The sequence below is a fragment of the Mesomycoplasma neurolyticum genome (genome assembly GCF_900660485.1).
In the GTDB taxonomy this organism is placed as follows: domain Bacteria; phylum Bacillota_I; class Bacilli_A; order Mycoplasmatales; family Metamycoplasmataceae; genus Mesomycoplasma_A; species Mesomycoplasma_A neurolyticum.
The window spans coordinates 635,912-653,468 of record NZ_LR214951.1 but is presented as its reverse complement, the minus strand read 5'-3'; the positions used below and the strand labels follow the sequence as shown (position 1 = coordinate 653,468).

13 protein-coding genes and 1 rRNA gene are annotated in these 17,557 nt (G+C 21.6%); 5 read left to right on the top strand and 9 right to left on the bottom strand.

What is annotated here, in order from left to right:
• Positions 1 to 10: 10 nt before the first annotated feature.
• Entirely contained in the window at positions 11 to 268 is a 258-nt protein-coding gene (locus tag EXC65_RS02640) for a hypothetical protein (RefSeq protein WP_129719946.1), read from the top strand.
• Between the two features lie 387 nt (positions 269 to 655).
• On the opposite strand, the gene ftsH is transcribed toward EXC65_RS02640, so the two are convergent.
• Positions 656 to 2,731, bottom strand: coding sequence for an ATP-dependent zinc metalloprotease FtsH (gene ftsH, locus EXC65_RS02635; RefSeq protein ID WP_129719945.1), 2,076 nt, complete (start codon positions 2,729 to 2,731; stop codon positions 656 to 658).
• Between the two features lie 142 nt (positions 2,732 to 2,873).
• Between ftsH and rrf the strand changes: the two genes are divergently transcribed.
• A 5S ribosomal RNA gene (rrf, locus tag EXC65_RS02630) occupies positions 2,874 to 2,981 on the top strand.
• A 93-nt stretch (positions 2,982 to 3,074) separates the two neighbouring features.
• Here rrf and EXC65_RS02625 read toward each other — a convergent pair.
• The 6 genes from EXC65_RS02625 to EXC65_RS02600 form a co-directional block, all read right to left on the bottom strand.
• Positions 3,075 to 4,673, bottom strand: coding sequence for an ATP-binding cassette domain-containing protein (locus EXC65_RS02625; RefSeq protein ID WP_129719944.1), 1,599 nt, complete (start codon positions 4,671 to 4,673; stop codon positions 3,075 to 3,077).
• On the bottom strand, positions 4,651 to 6,018 hold the full coding sequence (locus tag EXC65_RS02620; RefSeq protein WP_165001335.1) for an ATP-binding cassette domain-containing protein: 1,368 nt from the start codon (positions 6,016 to 6,018) through the stop codon (positions 4,651 to 4,653). The genes EXC65_RS02625 and EXC65_RS02620 overlap by 23 nt, the downstream gene beginning before the upstream one ends.
• Before the next feature lie 352 nt (positions 6,019 to 6,370).
• A complete protein-coding gene (locus EXC65_RS02615) occupies positions 6,371 to 6,550 on the bottom strand; it encodes a hypothetical protein (protein WP_129719942.1) in 180 nt (59 codons plus the stop codon).
• A gap of 308 nt (positions 6,551 to 6,858) precedes the next feature.
• Positions 6,859 to 8,373, bottom strand: a complete 1,515-nt coding sequence (gene gpmI / locus EXC65_RS02610) for a 2,3-bisphosphoglycerate-independent phosphoglycerate mutase (protein ID WP_129719941.1) — start codon at positions 8,371 to 8,373, stop codon at positions 6,859 to 6,861.
• Positions 8,374 to 8,436: 63 nt separating this feature from the next.
• The gene (gene rsmG, locus EXC65_RS02605) at positions 8,437 to 9,117 is read right to left on the bottom strand and encodes a 16S rRNA (guanine(527)-N(7))-methyltransferase RsmG (RefSeq protein ID WP_129719940.1); all 681 of its coding nucleotides are present in this window, start codon (positions 9,115 to 9,117) and stop codon (positions 8,437 to 8,439) included.
• On the bottom strand, positions 9,104 to 10,072 hold the full coding sequence (locus EXC65_RS02600) for a ribose-phosphate pyrophosphokinase (RefSeq protein WP_129719939.1): 969 nt from the start codon (positions 10,070 to 10,072) through the stop codon (positions 9,104 to 9,106). The genes rsmG and EXC65_RS02600 overlap by 14 nt, the downstream gene beginning before the upstream one ends.
• A gap of 150 nt (positions 10,073 to 10,222) precedes the next feature.
• Between EXC65_RS02600 and EXC65_RS02595 the strand changes: the two genes are divergently transcribed.
• A complete protein-coding gene (locus EXC65_RS02595; protein ID WP_129719938.1) occupies positions 10,223 to 11,446 on the top strand; it encodes a TatD family hydrolase in 1,224 nt (407 codons plus the stop codon).
• Complete coding sequence (rsmA, locus tag EXC65_RS02590; RefSeq protein ID WP_129719937.1) at positions 11,446 to 12,225, top strand: 16S rRNA (adenine(1518)-N(6)/adenine(1519)-N(6))-dimethyltransferase RsmA; 780 nt, start codon at positions 11,446 to 11,448, stop codon at positions 12,223 to 12,225. The genes EXC65_RS02595 and rsmA overlap by 1 nt, the downstream gene beginning before the upstream one ends.
• A gap of 6 nt (positions 12,226 to 12,231) precedes the next feature.
• Here the strand turns inward: rsmA and EXC65_RS02585 are convergent, their stop codons facing one another.
• On the bottom strand, positions 12,232 to 12,639 hold the full coding sequence (locus tag EXC65_RS02585; protein WP_129719936.1) for a hypothetical protein: 408 nt from the start codon (positions 12,637 to 12,639) through the stop codon (positions 12,232 to 12,234).
• 721 nt (positions 12,640 to 13,360) lie between these two features.
• Between EXC65_RS02585 and EXC65_RS02580 the strand changes: the two genes are divergently transcribed.
• Positions 13,361 to 17,122, top strand: coding sequence for an RNA polymerase beta'' subunit family protein (locus EXC65_RS02580; protein ID WP_129719935.1), 3,762 nt, complete (start codon positions 13,361 to 13,363; stop codon positions 17,120 to 17,122).
• A 54-nt stretch (positions 17,123 to 17,176) separates the two neighbouring features.
• Here the strand turns inward: EXC65_RS02580 and EXC65_RS02575 are convergent, their stop codons facing one another.
• Positions 17,177 to 17,497 carry a hypothetical protein gene (locus tag EXC65_RS02575; RefSeq protein WP_129719934.1) on the bottom strand — a complete coding sequence of 107 codons (321 nt, stop codon included), beginning with the start codon at positions 17,495 to 17,497 and terminating at the stop codon, positions 17,177 to 17,179.
• Positions 17,498 to 17,557: the final 60 nt, after the last annotated feature.

Genomic DNA, 17,557 nt, shown 5'->3' with positions numbered 1-17,557 from the left:
AACTGAAGAAATGCCAATTCCTGATTTTTATGTATATGAAACATTAGAGAAAAATTGGGAATGGGCAAAAGAATTAGAAAATATTGTTAATAAAAATAATCCAACATTATCTAAAGAAGAAAGAATTTCTAAAATAGTTGAAATTTATAAAAAAGCATTAGATAAAATAGGATATGAAATTTCAGATAAAAAAACAAACACCATTTTTAAATATTTTGATAATTTTCCAAATTATAGCGAATTTTTAAAGATAAAAATAATGAAATAAATACAAAGCAAATAACTGAAGAGTTTTTTGCTAAAAATAATATTTTTTTTATTGAAAACTATTGGGTAAATAATAGTAATACTGTTACTAAAATTAATTCATAAAATAACTTTTGATCAACAAAATAACAAATTATTAGTTTATATTATTTCAAAAAAACATAGTTATAAAATTCCTGACACTAAAATTTTAAAAGATGAAAGTGTTAAAACCCAGTGATTACTTTCTTTTGATAAATTAAAAATAATAAATGAAAAAGATAATACAACTCATGAAACAATTCATATAAATAATAAAACTACTTTAGAAGTTCATATAATTGATTAAACAACAAAAAAAACTTGGCATTATTACCAAGTTTTTTTTGTTGTTTATAAAAATTAATTCTTATTTATTGAAATTAGTGTTTTGTTCATTTTGATTATTTGTATTTGTTTGACTTTTGGAATTTTTAATTAGCTCATCTAATGATAATTTTTTGTTTCTTCTAACTTCTTCAGCTTGTTTTTTAGGAGGTAATTTCATATGTTTTGCTATATATTCAATTTCTTCTGAAACAATTGTTTCATTTTCAAGCAATGATGTTTTGATTAATTCTAAAAGTTCTTTGTTATTTAAAAGAACATTTCTAGCTTGTGAATAAGCTTCAGAAATTATTTTTCTTACTTCAATGTCAATTTCATGCCCAACTTTAGAAGAGAAAGACATATTTTTAGCATAATCGCGTCCTAAAAATGGATTAGTTGTATCTGCTTCATATTGAATTGGTCCGAGAGCTGACATCCCAAATTCTGTTACCATTCTTCTAGCTATTTTAGTTGCTTTTTCAATGTCATTAGCTGCTCCTGTTGAAATTTCCTTAGGTCCATACATAATTTCTTCAGCAGCTCTTCCACCCATAAATGAAGCTATCATAGCTAACAATTCTGATTTAGTTGCATTATATTTTTCTTCTTCAGGAAGCATTAAGTTATAACCACCAGCATTTCCTCTTGGGATTATAGTAATTTTTTGTACCTTGTTTCCACCAGGGATTTTTATTCCTACAACAGCATGCCCTGCTTCATGGTATGCAACCATTGTTCTTTCTGCTTCTGTTATAGTTCTATGTTTTTTAGCTGGTCCACTCATCACTCTATCAATAGCTTCATCAATTTGACTAGAAGTAACAACATTTGTGTTTTCTCTTACTGATAAAATAGAAGCTTCGTTAATAACATTTTCTAATTGAGCGCCTGAAAAACCAGGTGTTCTTTTGGCTATATTTTTAAAGTTAATCTCTTTGCTTATTCTTTTACCTCTAGCATGAAGTTCAAGAATTTCTTCTCTTTCTTTAACATCAGGATATCCAACAGTAATTGTTCTATCAAATCTTCCTGGTCTTTGTAGTGCAGGATCTAAAACATCTGTTCTGTTTGTTGCAGCCATAACAAGAATTCCACTGTTGTTTGTCATACCATCCATTTCAACTAACAATTGGTTAAGTGTTTGTTCTCTCTCATCATTTCCACCACCAATACCTGAACCTCTTGATCTACCAACAGCATCAAGCTCATCTATAAATATAATAGCAGGCGCTTCTTTTCTTGCTTCTTTGAACAACTCTCTTACCCTTTTAGCCCCCATACCTACATATAATTCAACAAAATTAGACGCAGATATAAATAAGAATGGGACATTAGCTTCACCAGCTGTTGCTTTAGCTAATAAAGTTTTACCTGTTCCTGGAGGTCCGCCTAATAAAATACCTTTTGGAATTCTAGCACCAGCTGCTTGATATTTCTTAGGATTTTTTAAGTAGTCAACAAGCTCCATTACTTCTTCTTTAGCTTCTTTATTACCAGCTATATCACTAAATTTTTTGTCTGAAATAACTCTTGAAGCAAGGTTTTGTGATTGTGGTCCAAAAAGTCCACCTCCACTCCCTGTTTGACTTGAACTTTTGTAAATAAAGTAAAAGAATAAACCAAAAATTAAAAAAGGTAATATTCCAGGAATAAATCCTAAAATTCTTTGAGTTAACCCTATTTCTGTACGTCCTGAGTTATAAAAACCAAGTTGTTGGATATTTCTTAGTTTATTAATTTTTTCGCTTATTTCAGAAGGAAGTGGTGTTGTGCCCACATTCCATTTAACTGCTTTTGCTATATTTTCATAAACTTCTTTATTAGTTTGGTATTTACTAATTAAAGAAGGATCAAGTTTCACAACATAGTTGTTAGTTTTACCTTCTTCAACCGCCATTATATAAGCTTTTCATTTTTCAGGATTGATTTCAAATTTCATAAAAAAGTTGTTGTCTTTTTCATCTTTGGCAAATTTTTCAATCATTTGATCTAATTCATTAATTGTTATAATATTTTCTTTTCCTAAAAATCTATCATATATTATTGAACCAACTAATAAAGTTATAAAAATTAATAATATAATTTTTAAAATTTTTCATTTTTTAAAAAATTTCATTAATTAACACTCCTTTCATTTTATTAAAAATTAACTTTAAAATTATAAACTATATTTTTTTAAATATATGTTTATTTAAATAATTTTTAATAAAAATAAAAAAAATATTTTATTTTTTTAAATTTTAATGTATAATAGTTTCAATACCAATTAAAGCAAAGGGGAGCACCTGATACCATTCCGAACTCAGTAGTTAAGCCCTTTTACGCCGACGATACCTGAAATATGGGAAAATAGGGAGTTGGTAGTTTTTTTATTTTTTAATTTTTAAATACTAAAAAAGTGTTCCACTATTTAAAATTGAGTGTACACTTTTTTAGTATTTATTATTATATTGAAATAACTATTTTTTTAATAAATCAAAATTTATAACTTCATCAAAAAGTTGTTGTTCTTTAGGTTTTAAATGGTGTGAAATTAAAATTAATGTTACATTTGATTTAATTAAATTTTTTAAAATTTTTTTTGCGTTTTCTTCATCGATATTAGATAAAACCTCGTCTAACAACAAGAAATTTTTTTCAAAATAAAATAGTCTTGTAATGTTTAGTCTTTGTTTTTGTCCCACCGACAATTCAGTTGCATTTTTATTTTCTATATCCTTTTCATCAATACTACTTAAAAAAATTGAATTTTTAATTTTTTTATTATCAATATTATTTGTTGTTAAAGCAATGTTGTTTTCATAACTTCCTTCAAAAATATATGATTCATTTTTAAAAATAGTTATTTTTTTTCTTAAATTGTAATTATTAATATCATTAATATCATAACCATTTATTTTAATTTCACCTTCAAAATTTGTTATTTCACCTGTTAATAATTTAAATAAGCTACTTTTACCTGAACCTGATTTACCAATAATTGCATATTTTTTACCTTTTTCAAAATTTATATTTAAATTTTGAAAAATATTTTTGTTTTTTATTGTTAAACTTACATTTTTAAGTGAAATATTTTGAATTTCATTTATTTTTATTTTATTTGCATCAGTCAATAATTGTAAATTAAATGATTTTGTAATTTTTCTAGATGATATTATGTCTTTGATGTTTCTAAAAATATTTAGTATGTAATCCTTGAATTTTTCTAATGAATATTTAAATAAAAAAATTATTCCTATTGAGACATCAAAAATGTTTTCGATATAAAAATATATCAAAAGTAAAAGTACTAAGTTTTCAATAATTAAAATAACACTTGATTTAATAAAATCATTAAAAAAGGATCAATTATTTTTTTGTTTTCACATTTTGAAAGTTTCATTTGTTATATTATCAAAATGGTTATATAACAAATGAGTTTTATTTGCAAAATACAATTTTGTATAATTTTCAAAATAATTCTCGCTTTCTGATAACAAAGCATTAAAGTTATTAACATATTTTTCTTGATAAAAATTATTTTTTCTTTGGAGTAAAACACTAGGTAAAATTATAAATAAGATAAATGCGACAAATATAATTAATACATAATAATTGCTGAAGCTTCAAAAAGCTACAATAATACTTATAACAATAAAATTTGAAATTAATTCTAATCAAGAAATATAGTTTAAACCATAATATTGCATTCCCTCATTTAAAGACTTTTGAATAAATAAATTACTATTATATTTTTTGATTTCAGAATTTTTAGCTTTTAAAAATTGCATGCCAATTTCTTTTACAATTACTTTATATATAAAAAAAGTTTGTAAACCATATATTTTATAATAAAAATAATTAATAATTAAATTGAGAACATAAAAAGAAAATATTAAGGATGCAATAACCACAATTTCAATTCAAGGGTTTAAATTAAAAATATTTTTTTGTGATACTGTATAATCTATTAAAAAACTTTCTGCATATATAATTAATATTGGTAAAAATATTCAAAATAATGTAACAAACAAAAACAAAATAACTTTAAATTTACTATTTTTTCAAATTAACTTCATTTAAAGCCTCCAAATTAATTATTTCATCATAGTTTTCAAAACCATTAATATGATGCGTTATATTTATTAAAAGCAAATTTTCTATTTTGTTAATTTCGTTTCAAATATTTCTTAAATTTTTATTATCTATTTGTGAAAATGCTTCATCTAAAATTAAAACATTGGTTTTTTTGAGAAAAAAACTTGCTAAATTTATTTTTTGTTTTTCACCAGAAGATAAATTATTAACATTATTTTTTAAGTCATTTTCAGAGATTGAAAAACTGGCTTTTTTTAGTGCATTTAATACATCATTGTGTTCATTTTTTTCTCATAATGTTATATTATTATAAAGATTTGTATCAAATAATGTAGCATTAGAATCAATATAATGAAAAGAGTTATTTAATTTGCAACTTTCAATTTTTTCTATATTTATTCCATTAATATAAATACTTGAATTTTGTGTTGGCAGTTGCTTTGTAATTAAATGAATAAGAGTTGATTTTCCTATTCCAGAAGAACCTATAATAGCATATTTTTTACCCTTTTCAAAAATCAAGGAAATATTTTTTAAAATTTCTTTTTCTCCAATCTTATAATTTAAATTTTCAATTTTTATTTCTTTTATATTTAAATATGAATTATCACATTTTTTAATTGATTCAAAAGAAGATATTTTTTTAAAAAATTTTTTATGTGTTTTGAATCTTTGTAATGAAAACAAAAAAACTCTTAATGCTTGTATTATTGTTAATAATAATGAAGGAATTATGAATAAAATACCAATTTTTTCAATTTTGTTTAGAACAAAAAATATTGTAAGTAAAAAAATTAAAAAGTTAAAAAAAATTGTTATAAATGAATTTATTATTTCTAATAAAATAACTTTTGTTTTAACTTTTTTAAAATTTTTTTCTATTTTATTGACATTATTTTCGTTGCTTTTAAAAAATAAATTTTCTAAACCTATTTGTCAATATAATAAAAAATTATCAAAATTTTTTATTCATAAATTATTTGTCAGTTCGTGTTTATCAAAAAATACAGTATCTAATTTTACTGTTTTTTGAGTTAAAAATAATGAAATAAAAAAATTTATAATTATGAAAACTAGACTAATTAAAGCTATTTTTCAACTTAAAATAAAAACAATGATCAAACTAAGTGCTGATATAAAAATATTTTCTAATGATTGCATCCCTAAACTAAAAACTTGTTGTATTATTTCTTCTCTTCTATCTGAAATTCAATACAAATATTTTCCTTTGTCTTGATTTACAATATTAGGTTTTTGGTTACTAATAAAATTTAATGATTTTTTAACTATTGTTTTGTTGATGTTAAAAAGTAATTTATTTTTCAAAACAAAACCAAATAATGAAAATATTATAGAGATTATTAATAAACAAGGGATTAAAAAAACATAAATTTTAAATTTATTTAAATCATTTAAATTATTTATTAAATCTGATATCGAAAATAATAAAATTGTTAAACTCAAATAACTAATTAAATTTAAAAACAAAATGCTTAAAACTATTTTTCAATTTTTTTTAAAATATTTTAACATTAAATTCTCTTTCTAAAAAATTATATAACTAATAAAAAAACAAATAACCTTCATAAAAATTTTTTTTAGCACAACCCTAATATGATCTAGAGGTGATTTGGTTTTATTAAATATTAAAAAAACAAAAAATCTAGATTCCATTTCCTTAATATTTAACATATTTTTTAGTTTTTCAATAAATTAATAATCCATAAATAATTCCAGAAATACCATGATTAAATGATTTTTTAGTGTTTACTTTAATTAAAGAATTATATAAATTATCAACATATATATTATATCTATGATCATTTGTTATTGAAAAATATTTTAAAAAAATTATCAATAGACCAGCACTTCTATTTTTTAAATAAGGAGAGAATTTATTTTTCCATCTATATCTAGTGAAACTGCCTTAAGATTATATAAACTATTCAAAATATTTTTCTTTTTTTAAATTACAATTTTAATTGTACGATTTAAAATATTAAAAAAATTAAAATTCAATATTTTTTTATGTATAAAACTAAATTTTATTTGTTTTTATTAATTATTTTGTTTTCTGCTTTGGTCATAAAATTATAAATAATATTTGTAATTATATTTTTACTTAAACATAAAGCATTTTTTATTACAAATACTAAGCTACTACTTTTATTTTTTAATTATTAAAGATTCTTCGTTCATTTCATCTGGTTTTTGAATATTCATGTAGTCTAAAATAGTAGGTGCAATGTTAGATAATTTTCCATTTTTTAACTTTAGTGATTTATCTGTTGTTATTAACATAACAGGATATGATGTATGTTTAGTTGCTGGGTTATTATTTTCATCTTCTGTAACTTCAGCATTTCCATGATCAGCCGTGATAAATTGCACAGCATTATTTTCTTCAACCCACTTTTTAATACGCCCAAGTTGTTCATCTAAAATTTCAACAGCTTTAATTGTTGAATTTAAATTCCCAGTATGCCCAACCATATCTGGATTTGCAAAATTCATAATTACTAAATCAAAATTTTTAGCTTTTGCTAAAAGCTCATCTGTTATTTCTTTTGCTGACATTTGTGGAGCATCTGCGTAGGATTCAACTTTTAATGAATTTACCATAATTCTTTCACTATTTTTAAAAACTATATCATTTCCACCATCCATGAAAAATGTAACATGAGCATATTTTTGTGTTTCAGCTAATCTTAATTGTTTTAAACCAGTTTGTTCAATTACTTTCCCAATAGGAGTTTTAACTTCCATTTCTTCAAAAGCTACTTCAGTTTCTAGTCCTTCATATTTCATCATTGAAACAAAAACGTTTGTTTTAATGATTTCACTTGGTTTATAATCATATAAATCACTATTTAGTATCATGTGGCTAAGTTGTCTTGCTCTATCAGGTCTAAAGTTAAAAAAGATAACTGAATCATTGTTTTTAAGAAAATCATTTTTAGAAATTTTTTTGTTTTGAGCGGGAACAAAAAATTCATCATAAATTTTTTGATCATATTGCTCTTTTATATATGTGCTTGCATTTTCAAAATAACTTTGTGATTTTCCTAAAATTGTTTGATAAGCAATTTCATTACGATCAAACATTTTATCACGATCCATTGCATAAAATCGTCCAGCAATAGTTGCAATTTGGTAATTTTCATATTTATTTAAAATATTTTCTAGTTTTTCTATTGAAGTCAAAATAGATTGTGGTGCAACATCTCTCCCGTCACCAAAAACATGAACGTTTAATTTTTTTACCCCAAAGTTATGCGCTGCTTCAATCAAAGCAAATAAGTGTTTTTCTAATGAATGTACACCACCTGGTGATAAAAGACCCATTATTTGTAGTGTGCTATTTGTTTTAATTGAGTTTTTAAAAGCTTTAATAAATTTTGAATTTTTTTCAAAAGTTTTTTCTTTTAAAGCTTTGTTAATTAAAGAAAGACCAGTGTAAACAACAAAGCCAGCACCAATATTTAAATGTCCAACTTCACTATTTCCCATTTGTCCTTCTGGCAATCCTACAAATTCACCAGATGCTTGAATAATTGAGTGAGGATAATTTTTGAAATATTCATCAAATGTAGGTGTTTTTGCTTGGGCAAAAGCATTACCTTGTTTTTCATTTCTTAGACCTAAGCCATCAATTACAGTTAAAATCACAGGTTTTTTCATAATCCATCCTTTTTTTAAATTAAAATTAATTATATTAATTTTTTTAAAAAACCATAGCAAAATCTATGGTTTTTTAATTTTAGCTCATTTTCTTGGATAACCTTTAGGTGTCTCAGAATTTTTTTCAAATCAAAAAATATAATTTGTTTCATTTGAAGATGAAATATATTTAGTTGAATTATAATTTTTGATTTTAAAAATTTTTAATTCAGCTTCAGCTCTTTTTATTTCATCAAAAATTGCTGGTCCTTTTAAAAAAAAGAATTTACCACCTTTTTTACCTAAAAAATGAGAAATTTCTATTAAAATTTTTAATTCAGATACAGCTCTAGCTGTTATATAGTCAAAGCGTTTTTCCTCTTTAGAATCTTCTGCTCTAATTTTTTTAATATTAACTTTTAAATTCAATTCATTTGCAACCATTTTTAAAAAATTGACTCTTTTTTGAATAGGTTCATAAATTGTTAATTCAAAATTATTATTTGCTATGAAAAAAGGAATGGAGGGGAAACCCACACCCGATCCTATATCTAACATTTTTTTATTTTTTAAATTTTCATTTTGAAAAATATTTGACAAAAGAAACAAAGATTCATAGATGCCTTTTTCTCAAAGCCTATCTCCACTAAAACCAGTTAAATTTATTTTTTGATTTTCTTGTTCTATTAATTCTACATATTTTTCTAGTTTACTAAAAATGTTGTCATCAACCATTTCTTTGGTAATTTGCTTATATGATTTCATTTTTAATTATTTTATATAAACTTGTTATTGAAGTATTTCTTATAATCGCATTAATTGTTTGAGATACAAAACTTGATAATGAAACAATTTCAAGTTTTGAAAATTTTTTGATGTCTAAATTTTGATGTTTAATTGAATCGGTGATAATAACCTTATCAACTTCTTTGGCTTCTTGGAACATTTCAAAGCCTCTTGAAAAAACACCATGTGTTGCAGCAATAATAACTTTTTTAGCCCCATGTTCTTTAACTGCTTTAGCAGCTTTGATAATTGTGCCGCCTGTGTCTATAATATCATCAATAATTACAACATTTTTACCTTTTACATCACCAATAATACCTAAAATTTCTGTTTTATTAGTGCCAATTCTTCTTTTATCAATAATAGCGATTTTTACTGTATCAGCAATTAATTCAGATAAAATCCTTGCTCTAACAGCTCCGCCATGGTCAGGTGAAACAACTGTAAATCTTTCACTTTCTTGTTTGATTTTTTTAGCTAAAACATATTGACCTTTTAAATCATCAACTGGTATGTTAAAAAATCCTTGAATTGATGGATTGTGTAAATCAACTGCAATAATTCTTGTAGCTCCTGCTCTTTCTAATAAATCAGCAATTAATTTAGCTGTTATAGGTTTTCTACCATGGTCTTTACGATCTTGTCTAGCATAGCCATAATAAAGCAAGACCACTGTAATACTTTTGACATTAGCTCTTTTTAATGAGTCTATAAAAATAAGTAATTCCATAATATTTTCATTTGCAGGCATATGTGTACTTGCAATAATAAAAGCATTTGAATTTCTAACTGTTTCTTCTGATCAAAGTACTACTTCGCCATCAGCAAAAACTTCTCTATTAACTTTTAAAAGTGGGAGTTGCGTTTCTTCTGCAATTTTTTCTGCCATTTCAATTGCATTCTTCATTCCAAATAATACATTTTTATAATTCATTTTATAATCCTTTTGAACTTAATTTAAAAACAAATTATAAAACAGATATATTAAAATAGTAATTAAATATAAATTATTTTTATTTTTTCATTATAATATTTGATAAAAATATTATTTTTGTTTTAAAATAAAGAAAAATAAAGAGGAAAAATGTCTTACTTAAAATTAATAAAAATATCAAAAGAATTTACAAATAAATTAATTAATTGTAATTTTAATTATAAAAAATTTCAACTTTTTGACAAAAATATTTCATTTAAAAATTCAGCAGAGTTAATTCAATTTGTTATATCAACTAATAAAAAAAACAATAAAGACAATTCTTTTTACATTTTTTTAGATAATGATAATTTTTATGAACAAGCAATAGCATTAATACATGTGAAAAACAATGAAAAATTTGAGTTTATTGTTAATTGAAATTATGATTATCAAAATGTTAATTTTCAAAAAAATTTATTAAATTTTATATTTAAACTAGCGAAAGAAAAATTTAACAAAAAAGAAATAATTTGAATTGAAAAAGGCAAACATATTTTTAGTGAAATAAAAAATTATTTTTATTTTCAAAAATATGAAAATAAAATTTTGATTCAAAGTAAAAAGAATAAAAAGAATTTAAATGATATTCATTTTCATCCTTTTAAAGAATACTATAAAAACCCTACATATGAAATTGAAAAAAGCTATGAAAAAGGTTTAGAAAAAATATTTTTTGTTTCATGTTCATGAAAAGAAATTGATGAAATTGAAAGTGAAATTCAAAAACATAATAATTTATTTCCTGTTTTTGGTATTCATCCTAGTAATGTAAAAAAAGAAGATAATTTCTATTTATTAGAAAAAAAAATACATTCAAAAGTTGTTGCCATTGGGGAAATAGGATTAGACTATCATCACCCTAAAAATCCTGAAAAAAGTATTCAAAAATGAGCTTTTGAACAACAACTTGATGTTGGACTAAAGTTTAATTTACCTATAATTCTTCATGTTAGAGAAGCTTTTGAGGATGTTTATAAAATAATTACAAAAAACAAATATAAAAATTTAAAATTTATTTTTCACACCTATAGTGGTAATTTAGAGTGAACTAAAAAATTATTAAATCATAAAAATTTTTATTTTTCATTCTCAGGTGTAATAACATATAAAAAAAATGTTGAAACAAGAAAACTAATTAGATTAATCCCTAATGATAAAATTTTTAGTGAAACAGATGCTCCATATTTAACACCAGAAGAACATAGAAGCAAAATCAATCATGCATATTATGTAAATTATGTTGTAGAAACTATAGCTTTAGCTAAAAATATTGAATATAATAAAATGTTACAAATAATTAGCGAAAATATTAAAAAGGTTTTTGGTGTTTAATGATTGATAAAACTATTAAAACGAAAAAACATTTAGGTCAAAATTTTTTAACTAATAAAAAAATAGTTAAAAAAATAATTGAAGTATCTAATGTCAACAACAAAGAAATAATTGAAATAGGTCCTGGTCAAGGAGCTTTAACTTTTGAATTAGTAAAATATGCTAAAAAAGTATATGCATATGAAGTTGATGAAAAAATGATTGAAATTTTACAAAGTAATATAAATAATGAAAATTTGATTTTAGAACATCAAGATTTTTTAAAAGTTACTTTTGATTGAGAAGGTAAAAGGGATGTTGTTGCTAATTTGCCTTATTATATTACAAGCAATATACTTTTTAAAATTTTTGAAAATATTGAATATTTTTCCAAACTTACAATAATGGTTCAAAATGAAGTTGCAGATAGAATTATTGCCAAACCCAAAACTTCAGAATATAGTAAATTATCAGTTAGTTGTCAATTTTTAGCTAATGTTAAAAAGGAATTTATTGTTAAAGCGAATAATTTTTTTCCTGTACCAAAAGTGGATTCAGCTATAATAACATTAGAATTTAAAAAAGATTTGAATAAGAAAAATACACAAGATTTTTTGCTTTTTATCAAAAAATGTTTTTTAATGAAAAGAAAAACACTTTTTAATAATTTAAAAACATTTTTACAAACTGATAGCATTTTGAAAATGTTTGAAGAATTAAATATTAAAAATAATGTAAGAGCACAAGAATTATCAGTAGACAAATATTTAGAAATTTTTAATTATTTAAATCATCTTTAGTATAATTTATTTAATAAATAAAAAGTTGGAAATTGATGAAATTACGAAAAAAATTCAAAAATTAAATATAATTTTTACAATTTTTATAATCATTCTTTTGTTTTTGGCAATATTAGAATTTTTTATACCTAAAAAACTTAACCAAAATATTGATCCAGAAAAAGCAATAGAACAATTTTGATTATGAATAAAACAATTAGTTTTTTTATTAATATTTTTTATATTTAATATTATTGCGTTTATTTTTGCAGTAAAATTAGCCATTAATAGTAGAAAATATGATTTAATATTTTTTATCTTGTGAATAATTTCATCAATTTCACTTGGTTTAAGTTTTACTTTAACATGAATAGGTTTGCCTTTTATCACTTTTGTAATTATTCCACTAATTACTTGTGTAATTACTTTTATCAAAAAAAACTAAAGTTATTCCTAATTAAGTTTTTTAATTAAAAAATAACTTTAGTTTTTTAATTTAATATTTTATTTACTTTTTCTTTCTGAAAAAGAGAAACAAATGGAAATATCATTCATAATAGAACAGTTTTCTTATTTATTCCAAAAAATTTTATAAGTTTTATTAAATTTATAAATCAAACAATAATAAACAAAAGAAAATAAGAAAGACTTGTATATAAAAATATTTCGTACCCTAACAATTTAAATAAATTAGTGCCAATAGTATCTAATTCAAATGTGAAAAGTATATACAATCTTGCTATAAAAGAGATTACAACTATGTAAAAAACAATATTTAAAATAGCAGTTGTTTTCAAAAATTTTTTATTTTTAGTAACCATATAATCGACTACTTTCTTTTTTTTATGTGCAAAAAAATTGTAAAAATATTTATCCTATATATAATAATTATATTATTTAAAAAAATTTTTTGTAAAAAAAATTAAAAAAATAAAAAACAAGTAAATTACTAACATTTTTAAACTATTTTTAGTGTAAAAAAATAAAAAAAACTACTTGTTTACTTTTATATTATTTACCTAAACAAAATTTAAGTTATATTAATTTTTATACTTTTAAAAGATATTATAATAATTTATACATAAGCTTTAAAAAAACTTTAAGATTTTATAAAAATGTTGTTGTATTTTAAAAAAAATTATATAATAAATCCATAATGGCAATAAAAAGAAAAAAAATTTTATTACTTTTATCACTTTTTTCAACAATCGGAATAACAACTGGAATTACTATTGCTGTATTAAATAATAAAAAAAATAAAACTAATAAAAAAGAAATAAAATTTCTAGATTTTATTATAAGCAACAATCAAAAAATTGGAATAAATTTTGAACTTGATGATTTAGATAAAAATAAAATCTTAAAATTAAATTTAATTGATGAAAATGAACCAAATAAAAATCTTTCACTTTCTTCTCAAATAAAAAACTCGAAAATTTATTTTGACTTTAATGAATTAGAATTAAATAAAAAATATATAATTAAAAGTATTTCAGATGATTTTTTAACTTATGAAATTATTAATTTAAATGATCAAGATAAAATTATAAATAATAAATATCATAAAACAGAAGTAAAATTTGTTAATTTTGATATTTCACCATTAAACAATAATTTAAAAATTGGTATAAATTTTGAACTTGATGATTTAGATAAAAATAAAATCTTAAAATTAAATTTAATTGATGAAAATGAACCAAATAAAAATCTTTCACTTTCATCTCGAATAAAAAACTCGAAAATTTATTTTGACTTTAATGAATTAGAATTAAATAAAAAATATATAATTAAAAGTATTTCAGATGATTTTTTAACTTATGAAATTATTAATTTAAATGATCAAGATAAAATTATAAATAATAAATACCATAAAACAGAAGTAAAATTTGTTAATTTTGATATTTCACCATTAAACAATAATTTAAAAATTGGTATAAATTTTGAAACTAATTTATTAAAACAAGATGAAATTTGAAAATTAAATTTAATTGAAGAAAACAAACCAGACAATACAATTTCAATTTTAGGTGAAGTGCAGGATAAAAATATTTATTTTAGTTTTAAACAATTAGAAACAAATAAAAAATATAAAATACATAACATCTCAAATATTAAATCTAATTTTGAAATTACTGATTTAAATGATAAAAATTTTGAAATTTTTAATTCTAATGATGAAATTGAAATTTCAAAAATTAAATGAAAACATGTTTCTAATAATTATGCTATTATAGATGTTTTTTATGACAAAGAAAAAACAAAGCTTTTATCTGAAAATTCTAATGTTTTTAAAATTCAAATTATTAACAAAAATGATTTAAGTGAAATAAAAGAATATGAAAGCAAAGATTTTAACAAAGATACTTATTCAGCAACTTTTGTTTTAAATAAACTTACTGAAAATTCAGATTATAAAATTATTAAATATTCTGTTAACAAAACCCAAACTAAAGATTTTATAAGTAAAACAGAAGAAGATGACGAAATAAATTTAACTAAAAATTTTAAAGATTTTTTCTTAAATTATCATATTGAAAAAGTTTATGGCATTGATGTAAAAACTGGAAAAGAAGCAAAAAATTTATCTATTTTAAAAATATCATTAGAATCTGAAAAAGAAAAATTAGTTCAACATGGTATAAATTCATTGGAAAGTGATGAAAATGCTGGCGAGGATGCACCTAAACTTTTTTTAACATTAAAAGATTTAAAACAAAACAAATATTACATAGTTGATTTATTTTTGGAAAAAGAAAATGAAAATAATCATAAATATATAACAGAAACTTTTAGGATAGGCGGTCTTGATGATGAAGGTAGACCAGATTCTTCTTTAACTCAAGATTATTCCCCTTTTGAAATAAACATTGATGAAATTAAAAATAATAAAATTTATTTTGATAATAATAAAATTAATATAACATTTGATGGTATAACCAATTATGGTTCTAAATTAGAGATAGTTGATTTAAAAATTATTTATGATTCATCAAAAATTACAAAATATCAAGACAATGAAAAATCAAAAGATGCTATAGAAAATTTTTATAAAAATAATGTTATTCAATTAATACCAATAGGTAATAAAACAAATTATATTGATTTTTCAAGTGATAATTCATCATATTATGAATTAGAAACAAAATATGAAAATGAAAAATTGAAATTTATTGTCAAACCTAAATTATTAAAAAATAAAGAAGAACAAAATATTGATTCATTATTATTAGAAATAAATACAAATTTTGGACCTAATTATAAATTAGAAGCTGAAAAAGATACTAATAATCCTGAGCAATGAATTGTTACTATTGACAAACCATTAAGTGGAAAAAAATATTTTTTAAATTCTGTTATAGCAAACAAAGATCAAGAAATATTCAAAAAAACTTTAGAAATTCAAACTGACTTTATTATTCCTAGCTTGGATATAGATATTAAAACAATAAATTTTGATAATGAAAAAAACACTGTAGATATTACTTTTGTAAATTCTGATGATGTTTTAGATAAATACAAATTTAGTAAAAATATATTACAATTTGAAAGTGATGATGACCCTAATATCAAATTTGAATCTATTTTAGTTTTCGATTTGAATTTGCAGAAATGAATATCAAATATCAAATCATCATTTTTGAATAAAAAATATAAATTGAAAAAAGTTATTTTTGGAAATAGTGATTTAGAAATATCAACAAACAAAATAATCGATCTAAGTTTAAAATTGAATTTTGTTGAAACAAACACTTTAAATGAATACATCAATAAAATTCAGTCATTATTTTTAAGTAAAAGATGATGAGCCTCAGGAATTAAGAAAAAATTTGAAAGTATTAATTCTAAGGAAAATAATATTTTAAATATCATTGACTTAACTAATATTCAAAAATTAATTCCAGAAATAAAAAATTCAAATATTTCAGTATATTTTAGTGATTTTTCAAATGAAGATGAACTTAAAGGTACATTAAAAGCTAAAGTCAAATTTATTTCAGGAAATAATGTTTCTAATGAAAAAACAGTTGAAATTTTAAATTTATACAGTTCTAAATTTTTATCTGAAATAAGACAAAATGAATTAAAAGCACAAAAAGATTTTGAAGAAATTATTAAACCTAGTTCAGAAGGCATGAAAAAATCATCTACTGAGTTTGATAACGAATTTAGAGATATTCATATAAGTCATTGAGATCCTTCACGTGGTTTTGGGTTTTATAGAACCTGAATTGATATGAATGAAAAAGATAATTTAGAAAAACTCAAAAAATTCTTTGACATTGATGAAAGTTTACTGGATTATGATAAATCAAAAGTTAAACTATTTTTTATAAAAATAAGAGATGATAGGGATATTTATTCTCCGCCTTCAACAAGTTATAATGCAATGTTTGGAATTATTAATTACGAATTATCTTTTTGAACAACCCCTGAAGATTTTCCAAAAGAAAAAACTGAAGATCCAGAATCTAAGTATTCTCTAACTCCTGCAATGGAAGCATACAACTTTAATAATCCACAATACAACATTGTTGCTTATTTAAAAGAAAAATATGAAAAGTTTTCAGAAAATGATAATACTTTATTCAATACAAAATATGGTCTTACAGAAAATATTGAAAAAATTACACAGGAGCTCAAAAGAAAAAATAAAATTGATCAATGAACATACCTGCTTGAAAATAGCAAATTAAAACAAGATTTAGAAGATACAGTTAAACATCTAAGATATTCAATTAGTAAATACCCAATTACACGGGGAACTATTATTTATGAATTAGCAAATTTTGAAATTGTTGAATATAATAACCAAAAATTTTTAGATGTTTATTTAATTCTAAAAAGCAAAACAATAGATGAAAAAATTAATTTACTATTTAATAGTGCTATTAAATTACGTTTCAGCGATGTAAAATAAAAAAAATAAAAGTGTAATACAATAAATTTACACTTTTATTTTTTGAACTAAAAATTATTTTTCACTTAAAATTTTACTTACTTTTTCTTTTTGAAAAAGAGAAACAAAAGGAAAAATCATTCATAATAAAATGCCTTTTTTATTATATTGATTATATTTTTTTGATAATTTTATTATATTTGTTACTCAAAAAAATAAAAACACTAAAAAATAAATGAAAAAAGCTGCTCATACCATTAATAATACAACCAAACCAATCCCAGTTGTTTTATTTAACCAAAATACTAGTATACTTAAATAAAAAATAAAAATTACAAATAAAATAATATTTAATATTCCAGTTATTTTTAAATAAGTACTTCTTTTAATAATCATTAGTTATACCTAGCTTCCATCTTCAAAGTATAAAACCTAATTTAAAAGCATATGCTAATG